The sequence below is a fragment of the Pseudomonas sp. HS6 genome, assembly GCF_023375815.1.
GTDB lineage: Bacteria > Pseudomonadota > Gammaproteobacteria > Pseudomonadales > Pseudomonadaceae > Aquipseudomonas.
The window spans coordinates 908,145-928,535 of the sequence record NZ_CP067412.1 but is presented as its reverse complement, the minus strand read 5'-3'; the positions used below and the strand labels follow the sequence as shown (position 1 = coordinate 928,535).

General features: G+C 61.5%; 13 protein-coding genes and 2 riboswitches. Of the genes, 5 read left to right on the top strand and 8 right to left on the bottom strand.

Annotated elements, in window-relative coordinates; genetic code table 11:
- Positions 1-2 precede the first annotated feature (2 nt).
- From JJN09_RS04270 to cobW, 5 genes are read right to left on the bottom strand one after another with little or no spacing between them, the layout of a single operon-like run.
- On the bottom strand, positions 3-1,646 hold the full coding sequence (locus JJN09_RS04270; protein WP_249485883.1) for a phospholipase D-like domain-containing protein: 1,644 nt from the start codon (positions 1,644-1,646) through the stop codon (positions 3-5).
- 40 nt (positions 1,647-1,686) lie between these two features.
- Positions 1,687-2,331 (bottom strand): VWA domain-containing protein, encoded by a 645-nt coding sequence (locus tag JJN09_RS04265; RefSeq protein WP_249485881.1) that lies wholly within the window; start codon positions 2,329-2,331, stop codon positions 1,687-1,689.
- Between the two features lie 20 nt (positions 2,332-2,351).
- Positions 2,352-3,353, bottom strand: a complete 1,002-nt coding sequence (locus tag JJN09_RS04260) for an ATP-binding protein (protein ID WP_249485879.1) — start codon at positions 3,351-3,353, stop codon at positions 2,352-2,354.
- 8 nt (positions 3,354-3,361) lie between these two features.
- On the bottom strand, positions 3,362-7,243 hold the full coding sequence (gene cobN / locus JJN09_RS04255; protein ID WP_249485878.1) for a cobaltochelatase subunit CobN: 3,882 nt from the start codon (positions 7,241-7,243) through the stop codon (positions 3,362-3,364).
- 3 nt (positions 7,244-7,246) lie between these two features.
- Positions 7,247-8,320 (bottom strand): cobalamin biosynthesis protein CobW, encoded by a 1,074-nt coding sequence (gene cobW / locus JJN09_RS04250; RefSeq protein WP_096821605.1) that lies wholly within the window; start codon positions 8,318-8,320, stop codon positions 7,247-7,249.
- A 98-nt stretch (positions 8,321-8,418) separates the two neighbouring features.
- Positions 8,419-8,629: riboswitch (cobalamin riboswitch) on the bottom strand.
- 1,044 nt (positions 8,630-9,673) lie between these two features.
- Positions 9,674-9,896: riboswitch (cobalamin riboswitch) on the top strand.
- A 121-nt stretch (positions 9,897-10,017) separates the two neighbouring features.
- On the opposite strand from cobW, the gene JJN09_RS04245 reads away from it, so the two are divergent.
- From JJN09_RS04245 to cobM, 4 genes are all read left to right on the top strand, one after another.
- Positions 10,018-10,215: a CbtB domain-containing protein gene (locus tag JJN09_RS04245; RefSeq protein WP_249485877.1), complete on the top strand. Its 198-nt coding sequence runs from the start codon at positions 10,018-10,020 to the stop codon at positions 10,213-10,215.
- A gap of 11 nt (positions 10,216-10,226) precedes the next feature.
- The gene (locus JJN09_RS04240) at positions 10,227-10,928 is read left to right on the top strand and encodes a CbtA family protein (protein WP_249485876.1); all 702 of its coding nucleotides are present in this window, start codon (positions 10,227-10,229) and stop codon (positions 10,926-10,928) included.
- Positions 10,925-11,338, top strand: coding sequence for a cobalamin biosynthesis protein (locus JJN09_RS04235; protein WP_249485875.1), 414 nt, complete (start codon positions 10,925-10,927; stop codon positions 11,336-11,338). The genes JJN09_RS04240 and JJN09_RS04235 overlap by 4 nt, the downstream gene beginning before the upstream one ends.
- 91 nt (positions 11,339-11,429) lie before the next feature.
- Complete coding sequence (cobM, locus tag JJN09_RS04230; RefSeq protein ID WP_249485873.1) at positions 11,430-12,176, top strand: precorrin-4 C(11)-methyltransferase; 747 nt, start codon at positions 11,430-11,432, stop codon at positions 12,174-12,176.
- 150 nt (positions 12,177-12,326) lie between these two features.
- Here the strand turns inward: cobM and nfuA are convergent, their stop codons facing one another.
- The 3 genes from nfuA to JJN09_RS04215 form a co-directional block, all read right to left on the bottom strand.
- A complete protein-coding gene (gene nfuA / locus JJN09_RS04225) occupies positions 12,327-12,911 on the bottom strand; it encodes a Fe-S biogenesis protein NfuA (RefSeq protein ID WP_003225494.1) in 585 nt (194 codons plus the stop codon).
- A 91-nt stretch (positions 12,912-13,002) separates the two neighbouring features.
- Positions 13,003-14,004: an acyltransferase gene (locus tag JJN09_RS04220; protein ID WP_249485871.1), complete on the bottom strand. Its 1,002-nt coding sequence runs from the start codon at positions 14,002-14,004 to the stop codon at positions 13,003-13,005.
- A gap of 197 nt (positions 14,005-14,201) precedes the next feature.
- Positions 14,202-16,496, bottom strand: coding sequence for a fatty acid cis/trans isomerase (locus JJN09_RS04215; RefSeq protein WP_249485870.1), 2,295 nt, complete (start codon positions 16,494-16,496; stop codon positions 14,202-14,204).
- 158 nt (positions 16,497-16,654) lie between these two features.
- Between JJN09_RS04215 and metH the strand changes: the two genes are divergently transcribed.
- A complete protein-coding gene (gene metH, locus JJN09_RS04210) occupies positions 16,655-20,365 on the top strand; it encodes a methionine synthase (protein WP_249485868.1) in 3,711 nt (1,236 codons plus the stop codon).
- Positions 20,366-20,391 lie beyond the last annotated feature (26 nt).

The window sequence follows — 20,391 nt, the reverse complement described above, 5'->3', positions numbered from 1 at the left end:
CGCTAGCGCCCGGCAAACCGCAGACGAGACAGCTGGCGCAGATCCCCTTCGACGTAATAGTCGTTAGTCCAGCTGTCATCCGCCGCCAGCGGCTGCACCTGCTTCAACGCCAGTTTTTTCGCGAAATAGCGGAAGCGGTAATGCTCGTAGAACCGCAACAGTTCCAGGCCATAACGGTCCGCCAGTTCGGTGTCGCCGCGAATGATCAGGAAGTTCTCGTCATTGCCGTTGCTGGCCGCTGCGCTGAGATTGTGACTGCCGCTGATGATGGTTGGGTTGTCACTGGTGAAGTCGGTGACGATGGCTTTGGTGTGCACCAGCAGGTTGCCCTTCTGGCCTTTCATGTTCTCTTTCAGCCAGCCTTCCAGCCCGGTGTTGAGCAGCGCAGTGGCGGCGAACTCGGCCGTGCGGTCGGCGTGGAATCCGGTGATGCGGCTGGCGGTGTTTTGCAGGCCATAACGCAGGATGTCGTCGTGGGGCTGGCCGAGCAGCGCGTTGAGAATCGCGTCGGGCAAGGTAAATGCTGTGACGAATAGCACGTCCTTCTTCGCCGCATTGATGATGTCGACGAACGCCCGCAGATCGGCACCACCACTGCGCGGCGAGAATCCAGCAAACAGCGGTTGCGCCGGGTTCATCGGGTTGTGCTGGGTGATCCAGTCGCGGGTGGCGCCGACATCCGCCGGCGTCGCCCAGACCTGCTCGAACGTCTGCAGATAGCTGGCCGCGACGGCGGTGTCGTCCAGCACATGCACGACGTTGGCCTGACGATACACGCCATTGGCGGTGAAGTTAGTACTGCCGCACAGCACGGCCTGGGGCTGCCGCTCACCACCGGCGATGTTGCTGAGAACGATGAACTTGTCATGGAAAATATCGTGGGTCACACGCCCGCGCTTGCTGGTTTCCGGCAATTTGGCGAGGCTGGCCTCGTTCATCGTGGTGTCTTCGTCACCTGGCTTGGCGTGATACAGCACCCGCACCTGCACGCCGCGATCAAATGCAGCGTTCACCGTGTCGATGATGGCTTGCAGTTGATACTCGTAAATCGCGATATCCAGCGCCCATTCGCCGTCGAGCGCTCGCTCGATAAACCCCTGCAAGCGTCCGAGCAAGCCGTTCTCCAGCCATTGCCGTGCAGCATCGGGCCAAGCCTCGATGGGCATGTTCTTGTTGGCGCTGATCTGTGCGTCGAGATCGGGAAACTTGCGCTGGAACGCCTGACTGGCGGCCACGGCGCGGTTGAAGATCACACTCTGATTGGCCGGGTGACCGTCATCCGAGGTAATGCTCAGTTCCAGCGACTCCCCCAGCGCCGGCGCATCGGCAGTGCCGTAGGCCAGGTGCACACGGTAGTGCATGGTCGTACCGGGATAGACCGCGTAATCGGCCCAGCGAAATTTCTGCAGGGGCGCGATATCGCTGGGCGTGGCGTGAAACTGCGGGAAGGTGTGAGCCTTGCCGGGAAAGGTCAGGCTGTTGAACAGAAACTGCCAGGGTTTGTCGCCCTGCTGCTTCTCGATGGCAAAACCCAGAAGGCCTTTGCGGCGGGGTTCGGCGAGGTCCATCGCCAGCAGCACGCCGTTGGTGCCGGCGTAAGCCTTTACGCGAAAATCGTCCTGAGGATTGGCAACCAGTACGCGCATGATTCACTCCTTGTGAGATGGGCTGGTTGCAGCATAGACCTCAGATCGACAATAAATCGTCGATATGTCGGTAATCCGCTTCCAGTGCAGTCGCCAACTGTCTGGCCCGGCCCAACCGGATCGGTCCGCGCTCGATATCGATCAACAGGCCCGGACAGGCCAGTACCGGCAATCCCGAGAATTCTTTCAAACGCCCATCGGTGAGCACCAGCAGACGCTGTTGTTCGGCGGGGAACCGCTTGCGGCGAACCGTCAGCCAATGTTCAGCCTCGTTCAACGCTGCCAGCAATGGCGTTCCACCTCCCGCACCCAGTCCATCCAGCCACGCTTTCAATCCACTGGAAGCCTTCAAACCCTGCACCTGCCATTTCGGCGCCGAGCCGCTGGCAGTCAGCAAAGCAAGCCGCGCCCGTTGTCGGTAAGCGTCATCGAACAATTGCGCGAGTACACCTTTGGCATCGCTCAGCGCTTGATGACGACAGGTCGAGGCCGAAGCATCGACGATCACCAGCCAAAGCTCATGAGGGCTGCGGGTGCGCAGTTGAAACAGCAGATCCGCGCGTACTTTGGGCCGGCCATTGAGCAATGTGCCCGGCCAGTTCACCGATCCACTGCGAGCCGCATGACGTTTGCCTTGCCGGCCATTGTCCAGGCGTCCGGCGCGGGGTCTGGCATTCGCCCCCACGTCGGATCGGGGGCGAATGCCTAAGGCTTTTTTGGCCAGACCGGAACTTCGCGGCGCGCGCCGGTGGTGAGGGCCGGGGCCGGCATTTCACCCCACTGGCCTTGCCCTTCGCTTGGATCAGCCTGGGTACCGGATGGCGATTGCGCTGGTGGCTGTGCAGGGGATGAGGACTGTTCGCGTCGACGATGACGCAGTGCAAATTCAGCCACGGCATCGATGTCCTGCTCGGCGATGGCTTCGGCGCCACGCCACGCCGCATGAGCGCGCGCGGCACGCAGCCAGACCAGATCGGCTCGCAGGCCATCGACGCCAGCCGCAAAGCAACGCTCAGTAATCTGTGCCAACGCTTCATCATCAAGGGGAATGCTTGCCAAGGCATTACGGGCGTTTTCACAGCGCTCACGCAGGGCTTGTTGCTCGGCTTCCCACTGCCCGCAGAAAGCCTGCGGATCGCTGTCGAAATCCAGTCGCCGACGAATGATCTGCCCGCGCTCGACCGGCGCCGTGTGACCGCTCAGGGCGACGTTCAGGCCAAAGCGATCGAGCAGTTGCGGACGCAATTCGCCCTCTTCCGGGTTCATCGTGCCGATCAGGACAAACTTCGCCGAATGCCGATGGGAAATGCCGTCGCGTTCGATCAGGTTGGTGCCGCTGGCCGCCACATCGAGCAGCAGGTCCACCAGATGATCGGGCAACAGATTCACTTCATCGACATACAACACGCCGCCGTCAGCCTTAGCCAACACACCGGGAGAAAACTGCGCGCGACCGTCACTGAGGGCCGCATCCAGATCCAGGGTGCCGACCAGCCGTTCTTCAGTCGCACCCAATGGCAAAGTGACGAACTGACCGCTGGCCAGCAGATCCGCCAGCCCCCGGGCCAGGGTCGACTTGGCCATGCCGCGAGGGCCTTCGATCAATACGCCGCCGATCTTCGGGTCGATGGCCGTCAAGTACAGCGCCAGTTTCAGGTCGTCGGCGCCGACCACGGCGGAGAGCGGGAAATGCGGGATGTCGATCATGTTCAGTCTCAGCTCTCTTCTTCTATATCCAGCAGCAGGTTTTCCAGCGCCTCACGATAGGCGCCCGGCTCCTGCCACATCCCGCGCTGCTGTGCCTCGAGCATCCGCTCGGTCATGTCGCGCAGCGCGTGGGGATTATGCTCGCGCACGAACTCGCGGGTCGCCGGATCCAGCAGATAGGCGTCGGCCAGCAACGCGTACTGGTGATCGTCGATCAGTCGGGTGGTGGCATCGAAAGCAAACAGGTTGTCGATGGTTGCCGCCAGTTCGAACGCGCCTTTATAGCCGTGGCGTTTGACGCCGTCGATCCATTTCGGATTCGCCGCCCGGGAGCGGATCACCCGGTTCAGTTCTTCTTTCAGGGTGCGGATCTTCGGCAAATCCGGCTGACTGTGATCGCCGTGATAACTGGCCGCCGCTTCGCCACGAAGGCTTTCGACAGCAGCAAGCATGCCGCCCTGGAACTGGTAGTAGTCGTTGGAGTCGAGCAAGTCATGCTCGCGGTTGTCCTGGTTGTGCAGCACGGCCTGCACCTGGCTCAGGCGCTGGACGAATTGCTCGCGGGCGGCGGTGCCTTCATCGGAACCGCCATAAGCGTAGGCGCCCCAGTTCAGGTAAACCTCGGCCAGATCCTCGCGGGTTTGCCACAGGCGGCCGTCGATCGCGCCCTGCACGCCCGCGCCATAAGCGCCGGGTTTGGCACCGAAGATCCTCCAACCGGCCTGACGCCGTGCGGACTCTTCGTCCAGCCCCGATTGCCGCAGTGCTTCGCGTTCGGCGCGGACCTTGGCGGCCAGCGGGTTGAGATCGTCCGGCTCGTCCAGTTCCGCTACTGCTTGTACGGCAGCGTCGAACAGGCGGATCAGGTTGGCGAACGCATCACGGAAAAATCCGGAAACCCGCAGCGTGACATCGACCCGAGGCCGGTCGAGCAGGCTCAGCGGCAGAATCTCGAAATCATCAACGCGCTGACTGCCCGTCGCCCACACCGGGCGCACGCCCATCAGCGCCATGGCCTGGGCGATGTCGTCACCGCCGGTGCGCATGGTCGCCGTGCCCCAGACCGACAGGCCGAGCTGACGCAAGTGATCGCCGTGATCCTGAAGGTGTCGCTCAAGAATCAGCGTGGCCGACTGGAAACCGATCCGCCATGCCGTGGTGGTCGGCAGATTGCGCACGTCTACTGAATAGAAATTGCGCCCGGTGGGCAACACGTCGAGGCGGCCACGACTCGGTGCGCCGCTCGGGCCGGCCGGGACGAAACGACCGCTCAAGGCGTCGAGCAAACCGCGCATTTCGGCCGAGCCGCAGGCGTCGAGGCGTGGGGCAATGACCTCACGCAGGTTGTCGAGGATTGCGCTGACTTCGGACCAGCGCGGTCCCTGTGGGAGCGGGCTTGTCCCCGGGCGGCGATCCGACGAAAGCGTCGTGTCAGCCAATATTTTTTTCACTGACCTGTCGCTTTCGCGGGCAAGCCCGCTCCCACAAGGGTTGTGCAAGGCTTGGCTTTGGTTGAGTACCTGCTCAATCAGCTGGGTGGCGAACAGCTCAAGGCGTTCACGGGTATCCCCCGCCGTGCGCCAGACTTCATCGCTGACCGACATTAGTTCCTTTGGACGCGGGCCAGTCCAAGGCTCAGCCAGTGCGCAATCCAGTGGATCGAAACCCAGTGGAAACGCCTTGGCCAACGCCCGCAACAGGCTCGATTGCGCACCTTTGCCGTCGCCACGAGGAATCCGCAGCAGCGCCAGCAAGGTGTCGATGCGCAAACGTCCGGTCGGAGACTCGCCGAAAATGTGCAGGCCATCGCGGATCTGCGACTCCTTCAGATCACACAGATAGGTATCCAGACGCGGCAACCAGATCGCCGCATCGGCATCGCTGTCGAGGCCTTCGTCGAGTTGCAGTTCGCGATCGATCTGCGTGTCACGCACCAGTTGCAGAATGTCGCGCTGCAACTCCCGGGCGCGGCGCGGATCGAGCAATTGCGCTTCGTAATACTCGTCGGCCAACAATTCGAGATTGCGCAATGGACCGTAGGTTTCAGCGCGGGTCAACGGCGGCATCAAGTGGTCGATGATCACCGCCTGAGTGCGACGCTTGGCCTGGGCGCCCTCGCCCGGGTCGTTGACGATGAACGGATAGATATTCGGCAGCGGCCCGAGCAATGCATCCGGCCAGCAGTTCTCCGACAAGCCCACGCCTTTGCCCGGCAGCCATTCGAGGTTGCCGTGCTTGCCGACATGGATCACGCCGTGGGCGCCATAGGTCTGGCGCAGCCAGAAATAGAACGCGAGATACGCGTGCGGCGGCACCAGATCCGGGTCGTGATACACCGCGCTCGGATCGACCTGATAACCCCGCGCCGGTTGAATGCCGACGAAAGTCAGGCCAAAACGCAGGCCGGCGATCATCATTCGCCCGTCACGGCACATCGGATCGTTTTGCGGGGAACCCCAACGCTCCAACACCGCCGTACGATTGGCTTCCGGCAGTGCATTGAACATCGTCAGGTAGTCATTCATCGCCAGGCTTTGCTGGCACGGGCGCTGATCGAGAGTATCGAGGTCGTTACTGACGCCGCCGAGCAGTTGCCGGATCAGTTCGGTGCCGCTATCAGGCAACTCGGCAGGTAGCGGATAACCTTCGGCCTGCAACGCCCGCAGGATATTCAGCGCGGCGGCCGGCGTGTCGAGGCCTACGCCGTTACCGATGCGTCCGTCGCGGGTCGGGTAGTTGGCGAGGATCAGCGCGATACGCTTGTCAGCGTTCGGCACCCGCGCCAGATCGACCCAGCGTCGCGCCAGTTCGGCCACAAAATCCATGCGCTCGGGTTGCGCCCGATAACACACCACATCTGACTGACTGCGCTCGCTGCGCCAGGCCAGGTCCTTGAAGCTGATCGGCCGACTGATGATCCGGCCGTCCAGCTCCGGCAGCGCAATGTGCATCGCCAGATCCCGCGGACCGAGGCCCTGCTCGCTCTCGCGCCAGCCGGGCTCGTTGTCCTGGGCGCAGATCGCCTGAATTACCGGGATGTTGCGACGGAATGGCCGCAGATGCGGCGCTTCCGGGCTGGACTGGGCGAAACCGGTGGTGTTCAGAATCACCCCTGCCTCGACCTCATCCAGCCAGTCCTCGACCACCGACAGGCAGCCGGGCTCTTTCAAACTGGCCACGGCGATCGGCAGCGGATTGAGTCCGGCAGCCTGCAGCCGTTGGCAGAACACGTCGATAAACGCCGTGTTGGCCGCTTGCAAATGCGAACGGTAAAACAACACCGCCGCCACCGGTTGACCGGACAGCCAATCGGCTTGCCAGTCACTCAGTGCGGCGGTGTTTTTATTCGGGTGGTAAATCGCCGTGCGCGGCAGCGTTTGCGGCTCGCCCCACACGTAATCCCGCGCCAGCCAGCGATTGGCCAGGCAACGGAAAAAGTCCAGCGCATTGCCCATGCCGCCCTGACGCAGAAACTGCCAGAGCCGGTCGCGATCCTCGACGCCCACGGTGCTCAAGTCGCTGAGCTCCGGGTCGGGACGGTCATCGCCCGGCACCAGAATCACCTGCACACCGCGTTCGGACAACTCGACCAGCCGCTCGACGCCATACCGCCAATAAGCGATGCCGCCGTGCAGCGAGATCAGAATGACCTTAGCGTGGCGCAGCACTTCGTCGACGTACAGGTCGACCGATGCATGGTTCTGCACCTGCATCGGGTTGGCCAGCCGCACGCTCGGATAATCGTCGGGCAGCTGCTGCGCCGCTTCGGCGAGCAGCGCAAGGCTGGAGTCGCCGCTGCACAGGATCACCAGCTCGGCGGGGGTTTGTCCAAGGTCGGCAATGTTGTCATCCGACACGAAACCGCCGGGCTGGGTCCTGAGCAGGTGCATGGCTTAAACGCTGAGCGCGGCGCGCAGTTGCGCTTCGAGCTTGGCCGCGTCCAGTTCCTGACCGATCAACACCAGTCGGGTAACCCGTGCCTCATCGGCGCCCCACTGACGGTCGAAGTGCTTGTCGAAACGCGTGCCCACGCCCTGAATCAACAGCCGCATCGGCTTGTTTGGAATCGCCGCGAAACCTTTGACTCGCAGAATGCCGTGCTGAACCACCAGTTGCGTCAGTGCGTCGAGCAGCAGGCTTTCGTCGGCTTGCGGCAATTCGATGGAGATCGAGTCGAAAGCGTCGTGATCGTGGTCATCATGATCGTCATCGCCTTCACCGTGGTGGTGATCGTGATGGCTGTGGCGACTGTCGATGTGCTCTTCGGAACCGGCACCCAGACCAATCAGCACATCCAGCGGCAGGCGACCGTTGCTGGCTTCGATGATTTTCACTGCCGGCGGCAGTTCTTCGGCGACTTCCAGGCGCACGCGAGCGAGGTCTTCCGGGCTGGTCTGGTCGGCTTTGTTGAGGATCACCAGGTCGGCGCTGGCCAGTTGATCGGCGAACAGTTCGTGCAGTGGCGATTCGTGGTCCAGGTTCGGGTCGAGTTTGCGCTGGGCGTCGACCTGATCCGGGAACGCGGCGAAGGTGCCGGCGGCCACGGCCGGGCTGTCGACTACGGTGATCACGGCGTCAACGGTGCAGGCGCTGCGAATTTCCGGCCACTGGAAGGCTTGCACCAGCGGTTTTGGCAGGGCCAGGCCCGAGGTTTCGATCAGGATATGGTCGAGGTCGCCGCGACGGGCCACCAGTTCGCGCATCACCGGGAAGAACTCTTCCTGCACCGTGCAGCACAGGCAGCCGTTGGCCAGTTCGTAGACGCGGCCGGTGGCTTCTTCTTCGGTGCAGCCGATAGTGCACTGCTTGAGGATTTCACCGTCGATGCCCAGCTCGCCAAACTCGTTGACGATCACCGCGATGCGGCGGCCCTGGGCGTTATCGAGCATGTGCCGCAGCAAGGTGGTTTTACCCGAGCCGAGGAAGCCGGTGACGATGGTGACAGGGAGTTTGGCCAGTGTTTTCATCGGATGCCCTTTGGCAAGGTGGCGGGCATACGGGACGAGACCGGCAACGCGGATGCGTGCCTGGAGAGTTCGCCACCGGATCACCCCGCCCGGTTGAAAGTGAGAATCTGTGACGAGGCAGGTCTCCTGGCTGACGGTGTTCGGGCCTTGGCCCGGTTTTCGCTGCGCCTTCCCGCTGGCTCTGGGTTGAGTTGGCAGTGGCGTGGCAGCGAACAGCACCGTTCACAGTTGCGGGGGCAGCCGCGGCTTGGACCGCGTTCCCTTCTTAGCTTCGGCGTGGGCCGAAGAACCTCGAAAGCGCAAGGCTACGCATGGGTTCGTGATGGGTCAATGGGCGTTGTTTTTCGGTTTTGGGATTTGTGAGCATATCCGTTGCTGCGGTAACGGCTTCCTAGGGTTCCGCCCTTACGGCGGGTCACTTTTGACAAACGCCCGGAATGCCGGCCCAGTCAAAAGTAACCAAAAAGTCTTGGCCCCGGCGTACGGCACTTCGCAGAGGCTCAGTGTTCCCTCGCTACGGTGTCTATCAGGGGGCATCGCCTACGGTTTGCTTCGCTGCACCTCCTCTCGATGTATGCGGCTACGCCGCACGGCGCTGCGCGCCTACCCCCTGATGGACACCTCCGCTCGGCCTGCCGAAGGGGCAAAAAATCAAAAGCCAGAGCCAGAGCCAGAGCCAGAGCCAGAGCAAAATCCAGATCAAGAGCCCCTCACCCTAGCCCTCTCCCGGAGGGAGAGGGGACTGATCGAGGCGTTTGGGAGAGGTTCGCCGACGTGCGATATCGCGTTGAACTCAGGTTTTGAAAAACACACGAATCAGCTCCCTTTCCTCGGGGAGAGGGAGCTGATCGAGTGGTTTGGCAGAGGTACGCCGACATGCGATACCGCGTTGAACTCAGGCGTTGAAAAGCCCACAAATCGGCTCCCTCTCCTAGGGGAGAGGGCTGGGGTGAGGGGTGAATCCACCACAAAACCAAAGCCGAACACGCCATGCCCCTCCCCACTCAAAACGATGAGCGTTAGCTCAAGTGAAGCTTTTGACCTCAAGGCCCGTCGGCAGGCTGAGTGGAGGGATTGATCCGGGGGTGGGAGCGCAGCGACCGTTTGGCGAAGCCAAACACATCGAGAGGAGGTGCAGCGAAGCAAACCGTAGGCGATGCCCCCGGATCAATCCCGGAGCGAAGGAACCCCGAGCCTCAGCGAGGGGCCGAACGTCAGGGTGCAGCCTTTTTGGTTACTTTTGAGGCGTTTGTCAAAAGTGACCCGCCGTAAGGGCGGAACCCTAAGAAGCCGTTACCGCAGCAACGGATATGCCCCCAATCCCAATTGACTCAAATCCCCCCCTCATGGTCTCCTACACAACTTGTTACGGGTGCCCTTCACAGGGTGAAACGGGAAACCGGTGAATCATGTGCTTTACTCTAAAGCCATGTCAGTCCGGTGCTGCCCCCGCAACGGTAAGCGAGCGAAGTGTCAGATCCACTGTGCCCCCGGGCATGGGAAGGTGACGCTTGCAGGTCGGCCTGACGCCAACCCCTCGTGAGCCCGGAGACCGGCCCGCAACACACAGTGCGCATCTTGCGTCACTGAACATAACAAACCCGCGGTGGGCGGGCGCTGTTCGAACCTCTGCGTGCCCGACTCGCAGGGGTTTTCATGCGCACCGTTCACCCGCTGACACTCCAGAGGGAAGCGCCATGTCGATCATCAGCAGCACCGGCAGCAATACGGACAAAATCTCCAGCACCACCACCCTGAGCCAACGCCTGACCGCTGCGGTCTTCGCGTCGATCCTGGGTGCCAGCCTGGTCTACTTCGCCGGTTTCTCGCACATCGAAGCGGTGCACAACGCCGCGCACGATACCCGCCACAGCGCCGCGTTCCCGTGCCACTGAGACCTGACGACATGATCAAGCGTATTGCGCAGACCGCAGGTTTCACCGGCCTTCTGGCCGCCCTGCTCCTGACGTTGCTGCAAAGCTTTTGGGTGTCGCCGCTGATTCTCCAGGCAGAGACCTTCGAGAAAGCCGAGCCGGTTGCCGAAGTCCACGAACACGCCGCCGGCACCGCCGCCCACACCCACGATGCCGAAGCCTGGGAGCCGGAAGATGGCTGGCAACGCGTGGTTTCCACCACTGGCGGCAATCTGGTCGTGGCCGTGGGGTTCGCCCTGATGCTGGCCGGTCTTTACACGCTGCGTGCGCCGACCAAAACCTCGCAAGGCCTGCTCTGGGGCCTGGCGGGTTACGCGACTTTCGTGCTCGCCCCGACACTGGGCCTGCCGCCTGAACTGCCGGGCACCGCTGCCGCAGACCTGGCGTCGCGCCAGATGTGGTGGATCGGTACTGCCGCGTCTACCGCTGCTGGCCTGGCCTTGATCGTGTTCGGTGGCAACTGGCTGCTGAAGATCCTCGGCGTGGCGATCCTCGCCGTGCCGCACATCATCGGTGCTCCGCAACCGCAAGTGCATTCGATGCTCGCGCCGGAAGCACTGGAAGCTCAGTTCAAAATCGCTTCGCAGTTGACCAACGTGGCGTTCTGGCTGGCCCTGGGCCTGATCAGCGCCTGGTTGTTCCGCCGCAAAAGCGATGGTCAATACCACGCATGACCGATGACAGCGCAGCGCCGACCTTTGTGGTCGGCCTGGGCTGCCAGCGCGGCTGCCCGGCCAGTACGCTGCGCGCCTTGCTCGACCAGGCTCTGCAGGCCCATCGCATCGAACTCGATGCGGTCAAAGCGCTGGCCAGCATCGACCTGAAACGCGACGAACCCGGACTGCAAGAACTGGCGGCACAACTGGCGCTGCCGTTGCTGTACTTCAGCAGCGAAGAGCTGGCCAGTTATCAGCAACGCCTTAGTCATCATTCGCAGATCGCTTTCGAACGCACCGGTTGCTACGGCGTGGCGGAAAGTGCCGCACTGGCGCTTGCCGAACAACTGATCCAGGCCCCGGCAAAACTGCTGATTTCCCGGCAAAAATACGCCCAGGCAACCCTGGCATTGGCCGGCGCGGCATAAATTCCCGATAATCCCCGCTTTCGATCATGAGCATTCTTCATCTGAAGTGCTCTTGAAGCCTCGACCTGCCCTACTTTCACAGGATCCAACGATGACCGTTTACTTCATCGGCGCCGGCCCCGGCGACCCGGAATTGATCACTGTCAAAGGCCAGCGGCTGATCCGCAGCTGCCCGGTGATCATCTATGCAGGTTCGCTGGTGCCCACGGCAGTGCTGGACGGTCATTCGGCTGAAATCGTGGTCAACAGCGCCGAGTTGCACCTGGAACAGATCATCGATCTGATCAAGGACGCCCACGCCAAAGGCCAGGATGTGGCGCGCGTGCATTCGGGCGATCCGAGCCTGTATGGCGCCATCGGCGAGCAGATTCGCTATCTGCGCGAGTTGGAAATCCCGTTCGAGATCATTCCCGGCGTTACGGCCACCGCCGCTTGCGCCGCGCTATTAGGCGCCGAGCTCACACTGCCGGACATTTCGCAAAGCGTGATCCTGACCCGTTACGCGGACAAGACCGCGATGCCTGCCGGCGAGGAACTGGGCAACCTGGCGCAGCACGGGGCGACCATGGCGATTCATCTGGGGGTCAATCATTTGCAGAAGATCCTTGCCGAGTTGCTGCCGCACTACGGAGCGGACTGCCCGATTGCGGTGATCCACCGGGCGACGTGGCCGGATCAGGACTGGGTGACGGGAACACTGGAGGATATTGCCGGGAAAGTGGCCGCCAAGGGGTTTCGGCGAACGGCGTTGATTCTGGTTGGACGGGTGTTGGGTAGCGATCATTTCAGTGAGTCGTCGCTGTATCGCGCGGGGCATGCGCATTTGTATCGCCCCTGAAGACCACTTCGCGAGCAAGCTCGCTCCCACAGAGGATTTGTGAACGACAAAGGTCCAATGTGGGAGCGAGCTTGCTCGCGAAGGTTCTTGAATTTCACGCAAAAAAAACGGCGCTCACGGGGCGCCGTTTTTTATGCCGCAGCGAACGCCTTAGTAGTAGGCGTTTTCTTTCTGCGTGTGGTCGGTCACGTCGCGAACGCCCTTGAGCTCCGGAATGCGCTCGAGCAAGGTGCGCTCGATGCCTTCCTTCAGAGTCACGTCCGCCTGGCCGCAGCCTTGGCAACCGCCACCGAACTGCAGCACGGCAATGCCGTCTTCAACGACATCGATCAGGCTGACCTGACCGCCGTGGCTGGCCAGCCCCGGGTTGATTTCGGTTTGCAGGTAATAGTTGATGCGCTCGTTGACTGGGCTGTCGGCGTTGACCATCGGTACTTTGGCGTTTGGTGCCTTGATGGTCAGCTGGCCGCCCATGCGGTCGGTGGCGTAGTCGACGACAGCATCGTCGAGGAACGCTTCGCTGAACGAGTCGATGTAAGCGGTGAAGCTTTTCAGCCCCAGCGCAGTGTCTTCAGGTTTCTCTTCGCCCGGCTTGCAGTAGGCAATGCAGGTTTCGGCGTACTGGGTGCCAGGCTGGGTGATGAAGACGCGGATGCCGATACCCGGGGTGTTCTGCTTGGACAGCAGATCGGCCAGGTAATCATGGGCGGCGTCGGTAATGGTAATAGCGGTCATGGAAACTCCTCGCAGGCTTGGGGCGGAGTTTACGCCAATCGGCGCGCGGCACAAAGTCCTAGTATTTACGTAGGAATAGTTCGCAAATCGGCTAAACGCCAGGCTCACCGTCAATCCGCGCTTTAAGCCACTGATAGCTGCGTTTTTCTACCCATTCGTAGCTCAGCCACGAACCGATACCGATGGCCAGCGCGCAGACAAAAAACATCGAATACGGGTTGATCCCATAACGTCGGGCCAGATAACCACCGGCCGACAGCACCAGCACGTGCATCAGATACACCGAGTACGAACAGTCGCCCAGCAGCTTGAGCAACCTGTTGCGTTCGACATGGCGCTCCAGCGCCATGCTTGCCATGACCAGAACTGCGCTGGGTACGCCCCAATTCAGCAATCGGGGTTCCGGCGACAGGTGATAGATCGCCAGCAACGCCGCACCGATCCCCAGCAACGGCAGCCAGAGGGCCGGCCCGATCCAGCCGCGACGATAGAGCATGCCGATGCCAATCCCCAACAGGAACTCATAAACGATGTCCGAGCGATAAAACTCGCTGACCCAGCCAAACCCGGTCCACGCCTGGCACACCGCAAACAACAGCGCCGCGACCACTAATAACCGGACTTGTAGCCGGAACAACAGCGCCCAGGCGAACAACACGTAGAACAGCATTTCGTAATTCAGCGTCCAGCCGACATTCAGGGTCGGATAGATCCCGTAGCCGCCGGGATTCTCGGTCGGGATAAACAGCAACGACAGGAGCAAATGGCTCCAGTCCACCGTCTGATCCGGCAGCAGCGGTCGGGCAAACACCACCAGCAATGCCATCAGCACGGTGTAGAGCCAATACGCCGGGACAATCCGAAACAGCCGATACAGCAGAAACCGCGCCGGCGGCAGCGCCTTGCCTTCGGTGGACAGGAAAATCACCAGCCCACTGATCACAAAAAAGATATCGACGCCCACCGCGCCTTTGTCGATGAACAACTGCCCTATCGGCCCGCGCGCCTTGAAGTCGAAGAAAATCTGCATGAAGTGATGGCAGACCACCGTCCACGCGGCGAGCGCTCGCAGGGCCTGCACTGAAATCAACATCGATGGCGCTCCCGTCCAGGATTTGGGGAGCACCACTGGACCTGTGGGAGCGGCGGTGCGACGACTCGACTTGCCCGCGAAAGCGGAGTATCAGTCACCATCAGTGTTGAATGTGACGACGCCTTCGCGGGCAAGCCCGCTCCCACAATGGATTACGGTGCCCCTAAGGGTTCGGACAGCAGGCCGATCTCGAAAGATCAAAGATTCTCGTACCGGTTCATATCCAGCACGCCCTCTTCCACCGGGTCGGTTTCATGGATGTACTGGCTCAGATCGTGGAAGTAGAACCAGAACTGCGGATGGCTGCGGCGAATACCCCAACGTTCGACGATCTTCTCGAACTGCGGCGCATCCTTCGCGCTTTCCATGGCATCGACAAACGCTGGCACCTGATCCGCCGGGATGTTGAAGATGAAATTCGGGTAGCTGCTGAGTACACCCGGATAAATGGTCAGGGTGTCGAGCCCCGGCTGATAACGCAGCGACTCGCCCAGCAGGAACGCCACGTTGCTGTGGGCGCGGTTGCGCAGCAGGCTGTAGACCTCACGCTTGCCGCTGCGGGTTTCGATGCGCAGCATGGTGGCTTCCGGCAATTGATCGATCACCTTCAACCCAGCTGCAGGGCGAGCCGTCAGGCGACTCAGGGCCTGTTCGGCGTTTTGCAGCGCCGGGTCTATGTTGGGCCGCGAACAGTAGGCATCCACGCAGCGGTTGATGGGATCGGGCCGTGCGTTGAGGTCGCCGTATCGGGCAAGCAACTGCATGGCAAAGTCGTGCTTAGGGTCTTTTTCGTCGAGTTTCAGCGCGGTCGGCTTGTCGTCGTCGATGGATTCATAATCCAGCCACATCTTGAACTGGCCGCTGCTCTGATACCAATCGTCGAGGTAATCCTCGCGTGAGTCGGCCGGCATCAGGCGCAGGAAGTTCTGCTCGGCGCCATTTCGGATCAAGTCGAAATACAGGCGAGTTTGCGCCTGATGGGAGACGTTGCCGAACACATCGAAGTTGACCGCCAACTGGTAGTAGGTGCGTTCAAGCAACGGATAGTCGAACAGCCACATGGTCTGCGGCACCTCGCCGATCAGGCCTTTGGTCACCGAAGCACTGTCAAAGTGGCGGAAGATGCTCAACAGCGCATTGTCATTGCCCGCCCACAGGGTCGACCAGCTCGGCGCCGGTTGGTCGGCGTAGCTGTCCCGGCGCAGGGCTTCGTACTGGTTTCGCTTGTTGCGATAGTCGTGCCACAGGCTCAGGACGCTGCCGACGTCGTCGTTCTGCCCCGGCATGGCCAGCAACGGCGTGGCCTGGCCGCGATAGTTCGGATCGGTGATGTACAGGTCATGCTCCGGCGCCTGGAACAGTGCCCAGAAGTTGTCGCGGATCACGTCGGTTGCAATCTGCCCACGGCACACCGGACCGCGAATAAAGGTGCGCACAAAGTATTCGGCGTTATCGAGCATGAACTGATAACGCGCCTGGGCCGGAATCGCCTCGAAGGTCGCGAACGGATTGGCCCGGCTCTGCGGCCCGTAGCCCGGCAGTGCATGAACCTGCCAGTTGCCGTTGTAGAACAGGCTTTTGACCCGCGCCATCTTCGCCGCGCTCAGCGGATAGGTGATGTGGGTCTTGTGCACGATCACGCCCTGCACCGGCCACAGGCGGTAATACACCTGGGTCCCCGGATCGTCATTGGGGCGGCGGGTGGCGATCAGGTCGATCGGCTGACCGGTCGGCGTACGCGAGCGCACCCACTGGAAGAAATGCCCCGGCTCGCCGTCCTTGAAATAGATGTGCGCCAGGAACCAGTGCTCGAACAACCAGCGCCCGACCAGACTTTCCCGCGCGCCTGGCTGGTTGAGCAGGTTTTCCCACTGCACGATCTGCAGCGCTTCCTTGGCGCTCGGCGCCAGGCCTTGCTCGTCGATAGGAGCGCCGGACGCCAGCCAGCGTTGCAACGTCTGATATTGCTGATCGGTCAGGCCGGTCACCGCCAGCGGCATGCCCTCTTTCGGGTGGGCGCCGGCATAGCCGTCGAACTCGGCGGGCATCGCGCACATGTTTTCGCGATTGAGCCCCAGCACGATGTCTTCCGGCAACTTGGCGTTGGGAGTCAGCGGCGTTTTGTGCCCCAATTCCAGCATGCGCGCCATCAGCGCGGCCTGACTGCCCTGGGCGTCGAGTACCGAATAGAAGTCTTTCTGCTGCCAGGCACGTTTGCCAAATGCGTCGTAGAACAGCCGCGTGGTCGGCGCCGCCTGAGTACGCTCGCCATCGTAGACCGGCATCTTGCTTGCGCCACGGGCCGCGCCTTCACCGCTGCCCAGGTTCAGCTGACAGGCGGAGTCGTAGCACGCATGGCAGGCCACGCACTTCTCGGTGAAGATCGGCTGGATATCACGGGTATAGGAAATAGAAGGCGAAATCGAGGGTTGCTGCGCAGCGGCGCCCCAGCTTAAGAACAGCAAGAAAATGCTGACGACGCGGTACGACATATCCCTGATCCTGATCCTGAATAAAAACGCCGCGATTCTACCGTTATGACGCCCGTGCCAACATGAGCGATATTCATGCAAAAGCGCCACATGCTCTAAATCCGCACAGGTTTGTTATGATCCCGCTCCTTCGTCATGGTCTTTTTCGAGTAGTCCCAATGTCCGATCGCAGCGTCCGCCTTCAAGCTCTCAAGCAAACCCTCAAAGAGCGCATCCTGATACTCGATGGCGGTATGGGCACGATGATCCAGAGCTACAAGCTCGAAGAGCAGGATTATCGCGGCAAGCGTTTCGCCGACTGGCCGAGCGACGTCAAGGGCAACAACGACCTGCTGGTCATTACCCGTCCCGACGTGATCGGCGGCATCGAGAAAGCCTACCTGGATGCCGGCGCCGACATCCTGGAAACCAACACCTTCAACGCCACCCGCATTTCCATGGCCGATTACGGCATGGAAGAGCTGGCCTACGAACTCAACGTAGAAGGCGCACGACTGGCGCGCAAGGTCGCTGACGCCAAGACGGCCGAGAACCCGGACAAGCCTCGTTTCGTCGCCGGCGTGCTCGGTCCTACGAGTCGCACCTGCTCGCTGTCGCCCGACGTCAACAACCCGGGCTACCGCAACGTCACCTTCGATGAGCTGGTGGAGAACTACACCGAAGCCACCAAAGGCCTGATCGAGGGCGGCGCCGACCTGATCCTGATCGAAACCATCTTCGACACCCTCAACGCCAAGGCTGCGATCTTCGCCGTGCAAGGCGTGTTCGAAGAACTGCACATCGAACTGCCGATCATGATTTCCGGCACCATCACCGACGCCTCCGGCCGCACCCTGTCGGGCCAGACCACCGAAGCGTTCTGGAACTCCGTGGCGCACGCCAAGCCGATTTCGGTCGGTCTGAACTGCGCCCTCGGCGCCCGTGAACTGCGCCCGTACCTGGAAGAGCTGTCGGACAAGGCCAGCACCCACGTTTCAGCGCACCCGAACGCCGGCCTGCCGAACGAATTCGGCGAGTACGACGAACTGCCGGTGGAAACCGCCAAAGTCATCGAAGAATTCGCCCAGAGCGGCTTCCTCAACATCGTCGGCGGTTGCTGCGGCACCACGCCGGGCCACATCGAAGCCATCGCCAAAGCCGTCGCCGGTTACGCGCCACGGCAGATTCCGGACATTCCAAAGGCCTGCCGCCTGTCGGGTCTGGAGCCGTTCACCATCGACCGCAGCTCGCTGTTCGTCAACGTCGGTGAGCGGACCAACATCACCGGCTCGGCCAAATTCGCCCGCCTGATCCGTGAAGACAACTACACCGAAGCCCTGGAGGTCGCCCTGCAGCAGGTCGAGGCCGGCGCCCAGGTGATCGACATCAACATGGACGAAGGGATGCTCGATTCGAAGAAGGCCATGGTGACCTTCCTCAATCTGATTGCCGGCGAACCGGACATCTCCCGCGTACCGATCATGATCGACTCCTCGAAATGGGACGTGATCGAAGCCGGCCTCAAATGCATTCAGGGCAAGGGCATCGTCAACTCGATCAGCATGAAAGAAGGCGTCGAGCAGTTCATCCACCACGCCAAGCTGTGCAAACGCTACGGCGCCGCGGTAGTGGTGATGGCGTTCGACGAAGCCGGCCAGGCCGACACCGAAGCGCGCAAGAAAGAAATCTGCAAACGCTCCTACGACATCCTGGTCAACGAAGTCGGCTTTCCGCCGGAAGACATCATCTTCGACCCGAACATCTTTGCCGTGGCCACCGGTATCGAAGAACACAACAACTACGCTGTGGACTTCATCAACGCCTGTGCCTACATCCGTGACGAACTGCCGTATGCACTGACGTCCGGTGGCGTGTCCAACGTGTCGTTCTCGTTCCGGGGCAACAACCCGGTGCGCGAGGCAATCCACTCGGTGTTCCTGCTGTACGCGATCCGCGCCGGCCTGACCATGGGTATCGTCAACGCCGGCCAGTTGGAGATCTACGACCAGATCCCGCAAGAACTGCGCGACGCCGTTGAAGACGTAATCCTCAACCGCACGCCGGAAGGCACCGACGCCCTCCTCGCCATCGCCGACAAGTACAAGGGCGATGGCAGCGTCAAGGAAGCCGAGACCGAAGAATGGCGCAGCTGGGACGTCAACAAGCGTCTGGAACATGCACTGGTCAAGGGCATTACCACCCACATCGTTGAAGACACCGAAGAGTCCCGTCAGTCCTTCGCCCGCCCGATCGAAGTGATAGAAGGCCCGCTGATGTCCGGCATGAACATCGTCGGCGACCTGTTCGGCGCCGGCAAAATGTTCCTGCCACAGGTGGTTAAATCCGCCCGTGTGATGAAACAGGCCGTGGCTCACCTGATTCCGTTTATCGAATTGGAAAAAGGCGACAAGCCGGAAGCCAAGGGCAAGATCCTCATGGCGACCGTAAAAGGTGACGTGCATGACATCGGCAAGAACATTGTCGGCGTGGTGCTGGGTTGCAACGGCTATGACATCGTCGACCTCGGCGTGATGGTCCCGGCCGAGAAGATCCTGCAAGTGGCCAAGGAACAGAAGTGCGACATCATCGGCCTGTCCGGCCTGATCACTCCGTCGCTGGATGAGATGGTCCACGTGGCCCGCGAGATGCAGCGCCAGGACTTCCACCTGCCGCTGATGATCGGTGGCGCAACCACCTCCAAGGCGCACACGGCGGTGAAGATCGAGCCGAAGTACAGCAACGACGCGGTGGTTTACGTCACCGACGCCTCCCGCGCCGTGGGCGTGGCGACGCAATTGCTGTCCAAGGAACTGAAAGCCGGTTTCGTCCAGAAGACCCGCGAAGAATACGTCGAAGTCCGCGAGCGCACTGCCAACCGCAGCGCCCGCACTGAGCGCCTGAGCTACGCGGCCTCTATCGCCAAGAAACCACAGTTCGACTGGGCCACTTACACCCCGGTCAAACCGACGTTCACCGGCAGCCGCGTGCTGGACAACATCGATCTCAATGTTCTGGCCGAGTACATCGACTGGACGCCGTTTTTCATCTCCTGGGACCTGGCCGGCAAATTCCCGCGCATCCTCGAAGACGAAGTGGTCGGTGAAGCGGCGACCTCGCTGTACAAGGACGCCCGCGAGATGCTGACCAAGCTGATCGACGAGAAGCTGATCAGCGCCCGTGCGGTGTTCGGCTTCTGGCCGGCCAATCAGGTGCACGACGACGATATCGAGCTGTACGGCGATGACGGCAAGCCAATGGCGCGCCTGCATCACCTGCGCCAGCAGATCATCAAGACCGACGGCAAACCGAACTTCTCCCTCGCCGACTTCGTCGCGCCGAAGGACAGCGAAGTGACCGACTACGTCGGTGGTTTCATCACCACCGCCGGCATCGGCGCCGAAGAAGTGGCCAAGGCTTATCAGGACGCTGGCGACGACTACAACTCGATCATGGTCAAGGCGCTGGCCGACCGTCTTGCCGAGGCCTGCGCCGAGTGGCTGCACCAGCAGGTACGTAAAGAACACTGGGGTTACGCCAAGGATGAAACCCTCGACAACGAGGCGCTGATCAAAGAGCAGTATTCCGGCATCCGCCCTGCCCCGGGCTACCCGGCATGCCCGGATCACACCGAGAAAGCCACCCTGTTCGCCCTGCTCGACCCTGAGGCCCAGGAAATGCGCGCCGGCCGCAGCGGCGTGTTCCTCACCGAACACTACGCGATGTTCCCGGCGGCAGCGGTCAGCGGCTGGTATTTCGCCCACCCGCAGGCGCAGTACTTCGCCGTGGGCAAGGTCGACAAGGATCAGGTGCAGAGCTACACCTCGCGCAAGGGTCAGGAACTGAGCCTGACCGAGCGCTGGCTGGCGCCGAACCTGGGTTACGACAACTGATCCACTGGTGCAAACCCTTGTGTCAG

Coding starts and splice junctions, on each gene's coding strand:
- JJN09_RS04270 (WP_249485883.1), bottom strand. CDS start 1,646: ATGCGCGTACTGGTTGCCAATCCTCAGGACGATTTTCGCGTAAAGGCT.
- JJN09_RS04260 (WP_249485879.1), bottom strand. CDS start 3,353: ATGATCGACATCCCGCATTTCCCGCTCTCCGCCGTGGTCGGCGCCGAC.
- cobN (WP_249485878.1), bottom strand. CDS start 7,243: ATGCACCTGCTCAGGACCCAGCCCGGCGGTTTCGTGTCGGATGACAAC.
- cobW (WP_096821605.1), bottom strand. CDS start 8,320: ATGAAAACACTGGCCAAACTCCCTGTCACCATCGTCACCGGCTTCCTC.
- JJN09_RS04245 (WP_249485877.1), top strand. CDS start 10,018: ATGTCGATCATCAGCAGCACCGGCAGCAATACGGACAAAATCTCCAGC.
- JJN09_RS04240 (WP_249485876.1), top strand. CDS start 10,227: ATGATCAAGCGTATTGCGCAGACCGCAGGTTTCACCGGCCTTCTGGCC.
- JJN09_RS04235 (WP_249485875.1), top strand. CDS start 10,925: ATGACCGATGACAGCGCAGCGCCGACCTTTGTGGTCGGCCTGGGCTGC.
- cobM (WP_249485873.1), top strand. CDS start 11,430: ATGACCGTTTACTTCATCGGCGCCGGCCCCGGCGACCCGGAATTGATC.
- nfuA (WP_003225494.1), bottom strand. CDS start 12,911: ATGACCGCTATTACCATTACCGACGCCGCCCATGATTACCTGGCCGAT.
- JJN09_RS04220 (WP_249485871.1), bottom strand. CDS start 14,004: ATGTTGATTTCAGTGCAGGCCCTGCGAGCGCTCGCCGCGTGGACGGTG.
- JJN09_RS04215 (WP_249485870.1), bottom strand. CDS start 16,496: ATGTCGTACCGCGTCGTCAGCATTTTCTTGCTGTTCTTAAGCTGGGGC.
- metH (WP_249485868.1), top strand. CDS start 16,655: ATGTCCGATCGCAGCGTCCGCCTTCAAGCTCTCAAGCAAACCCTCAAA.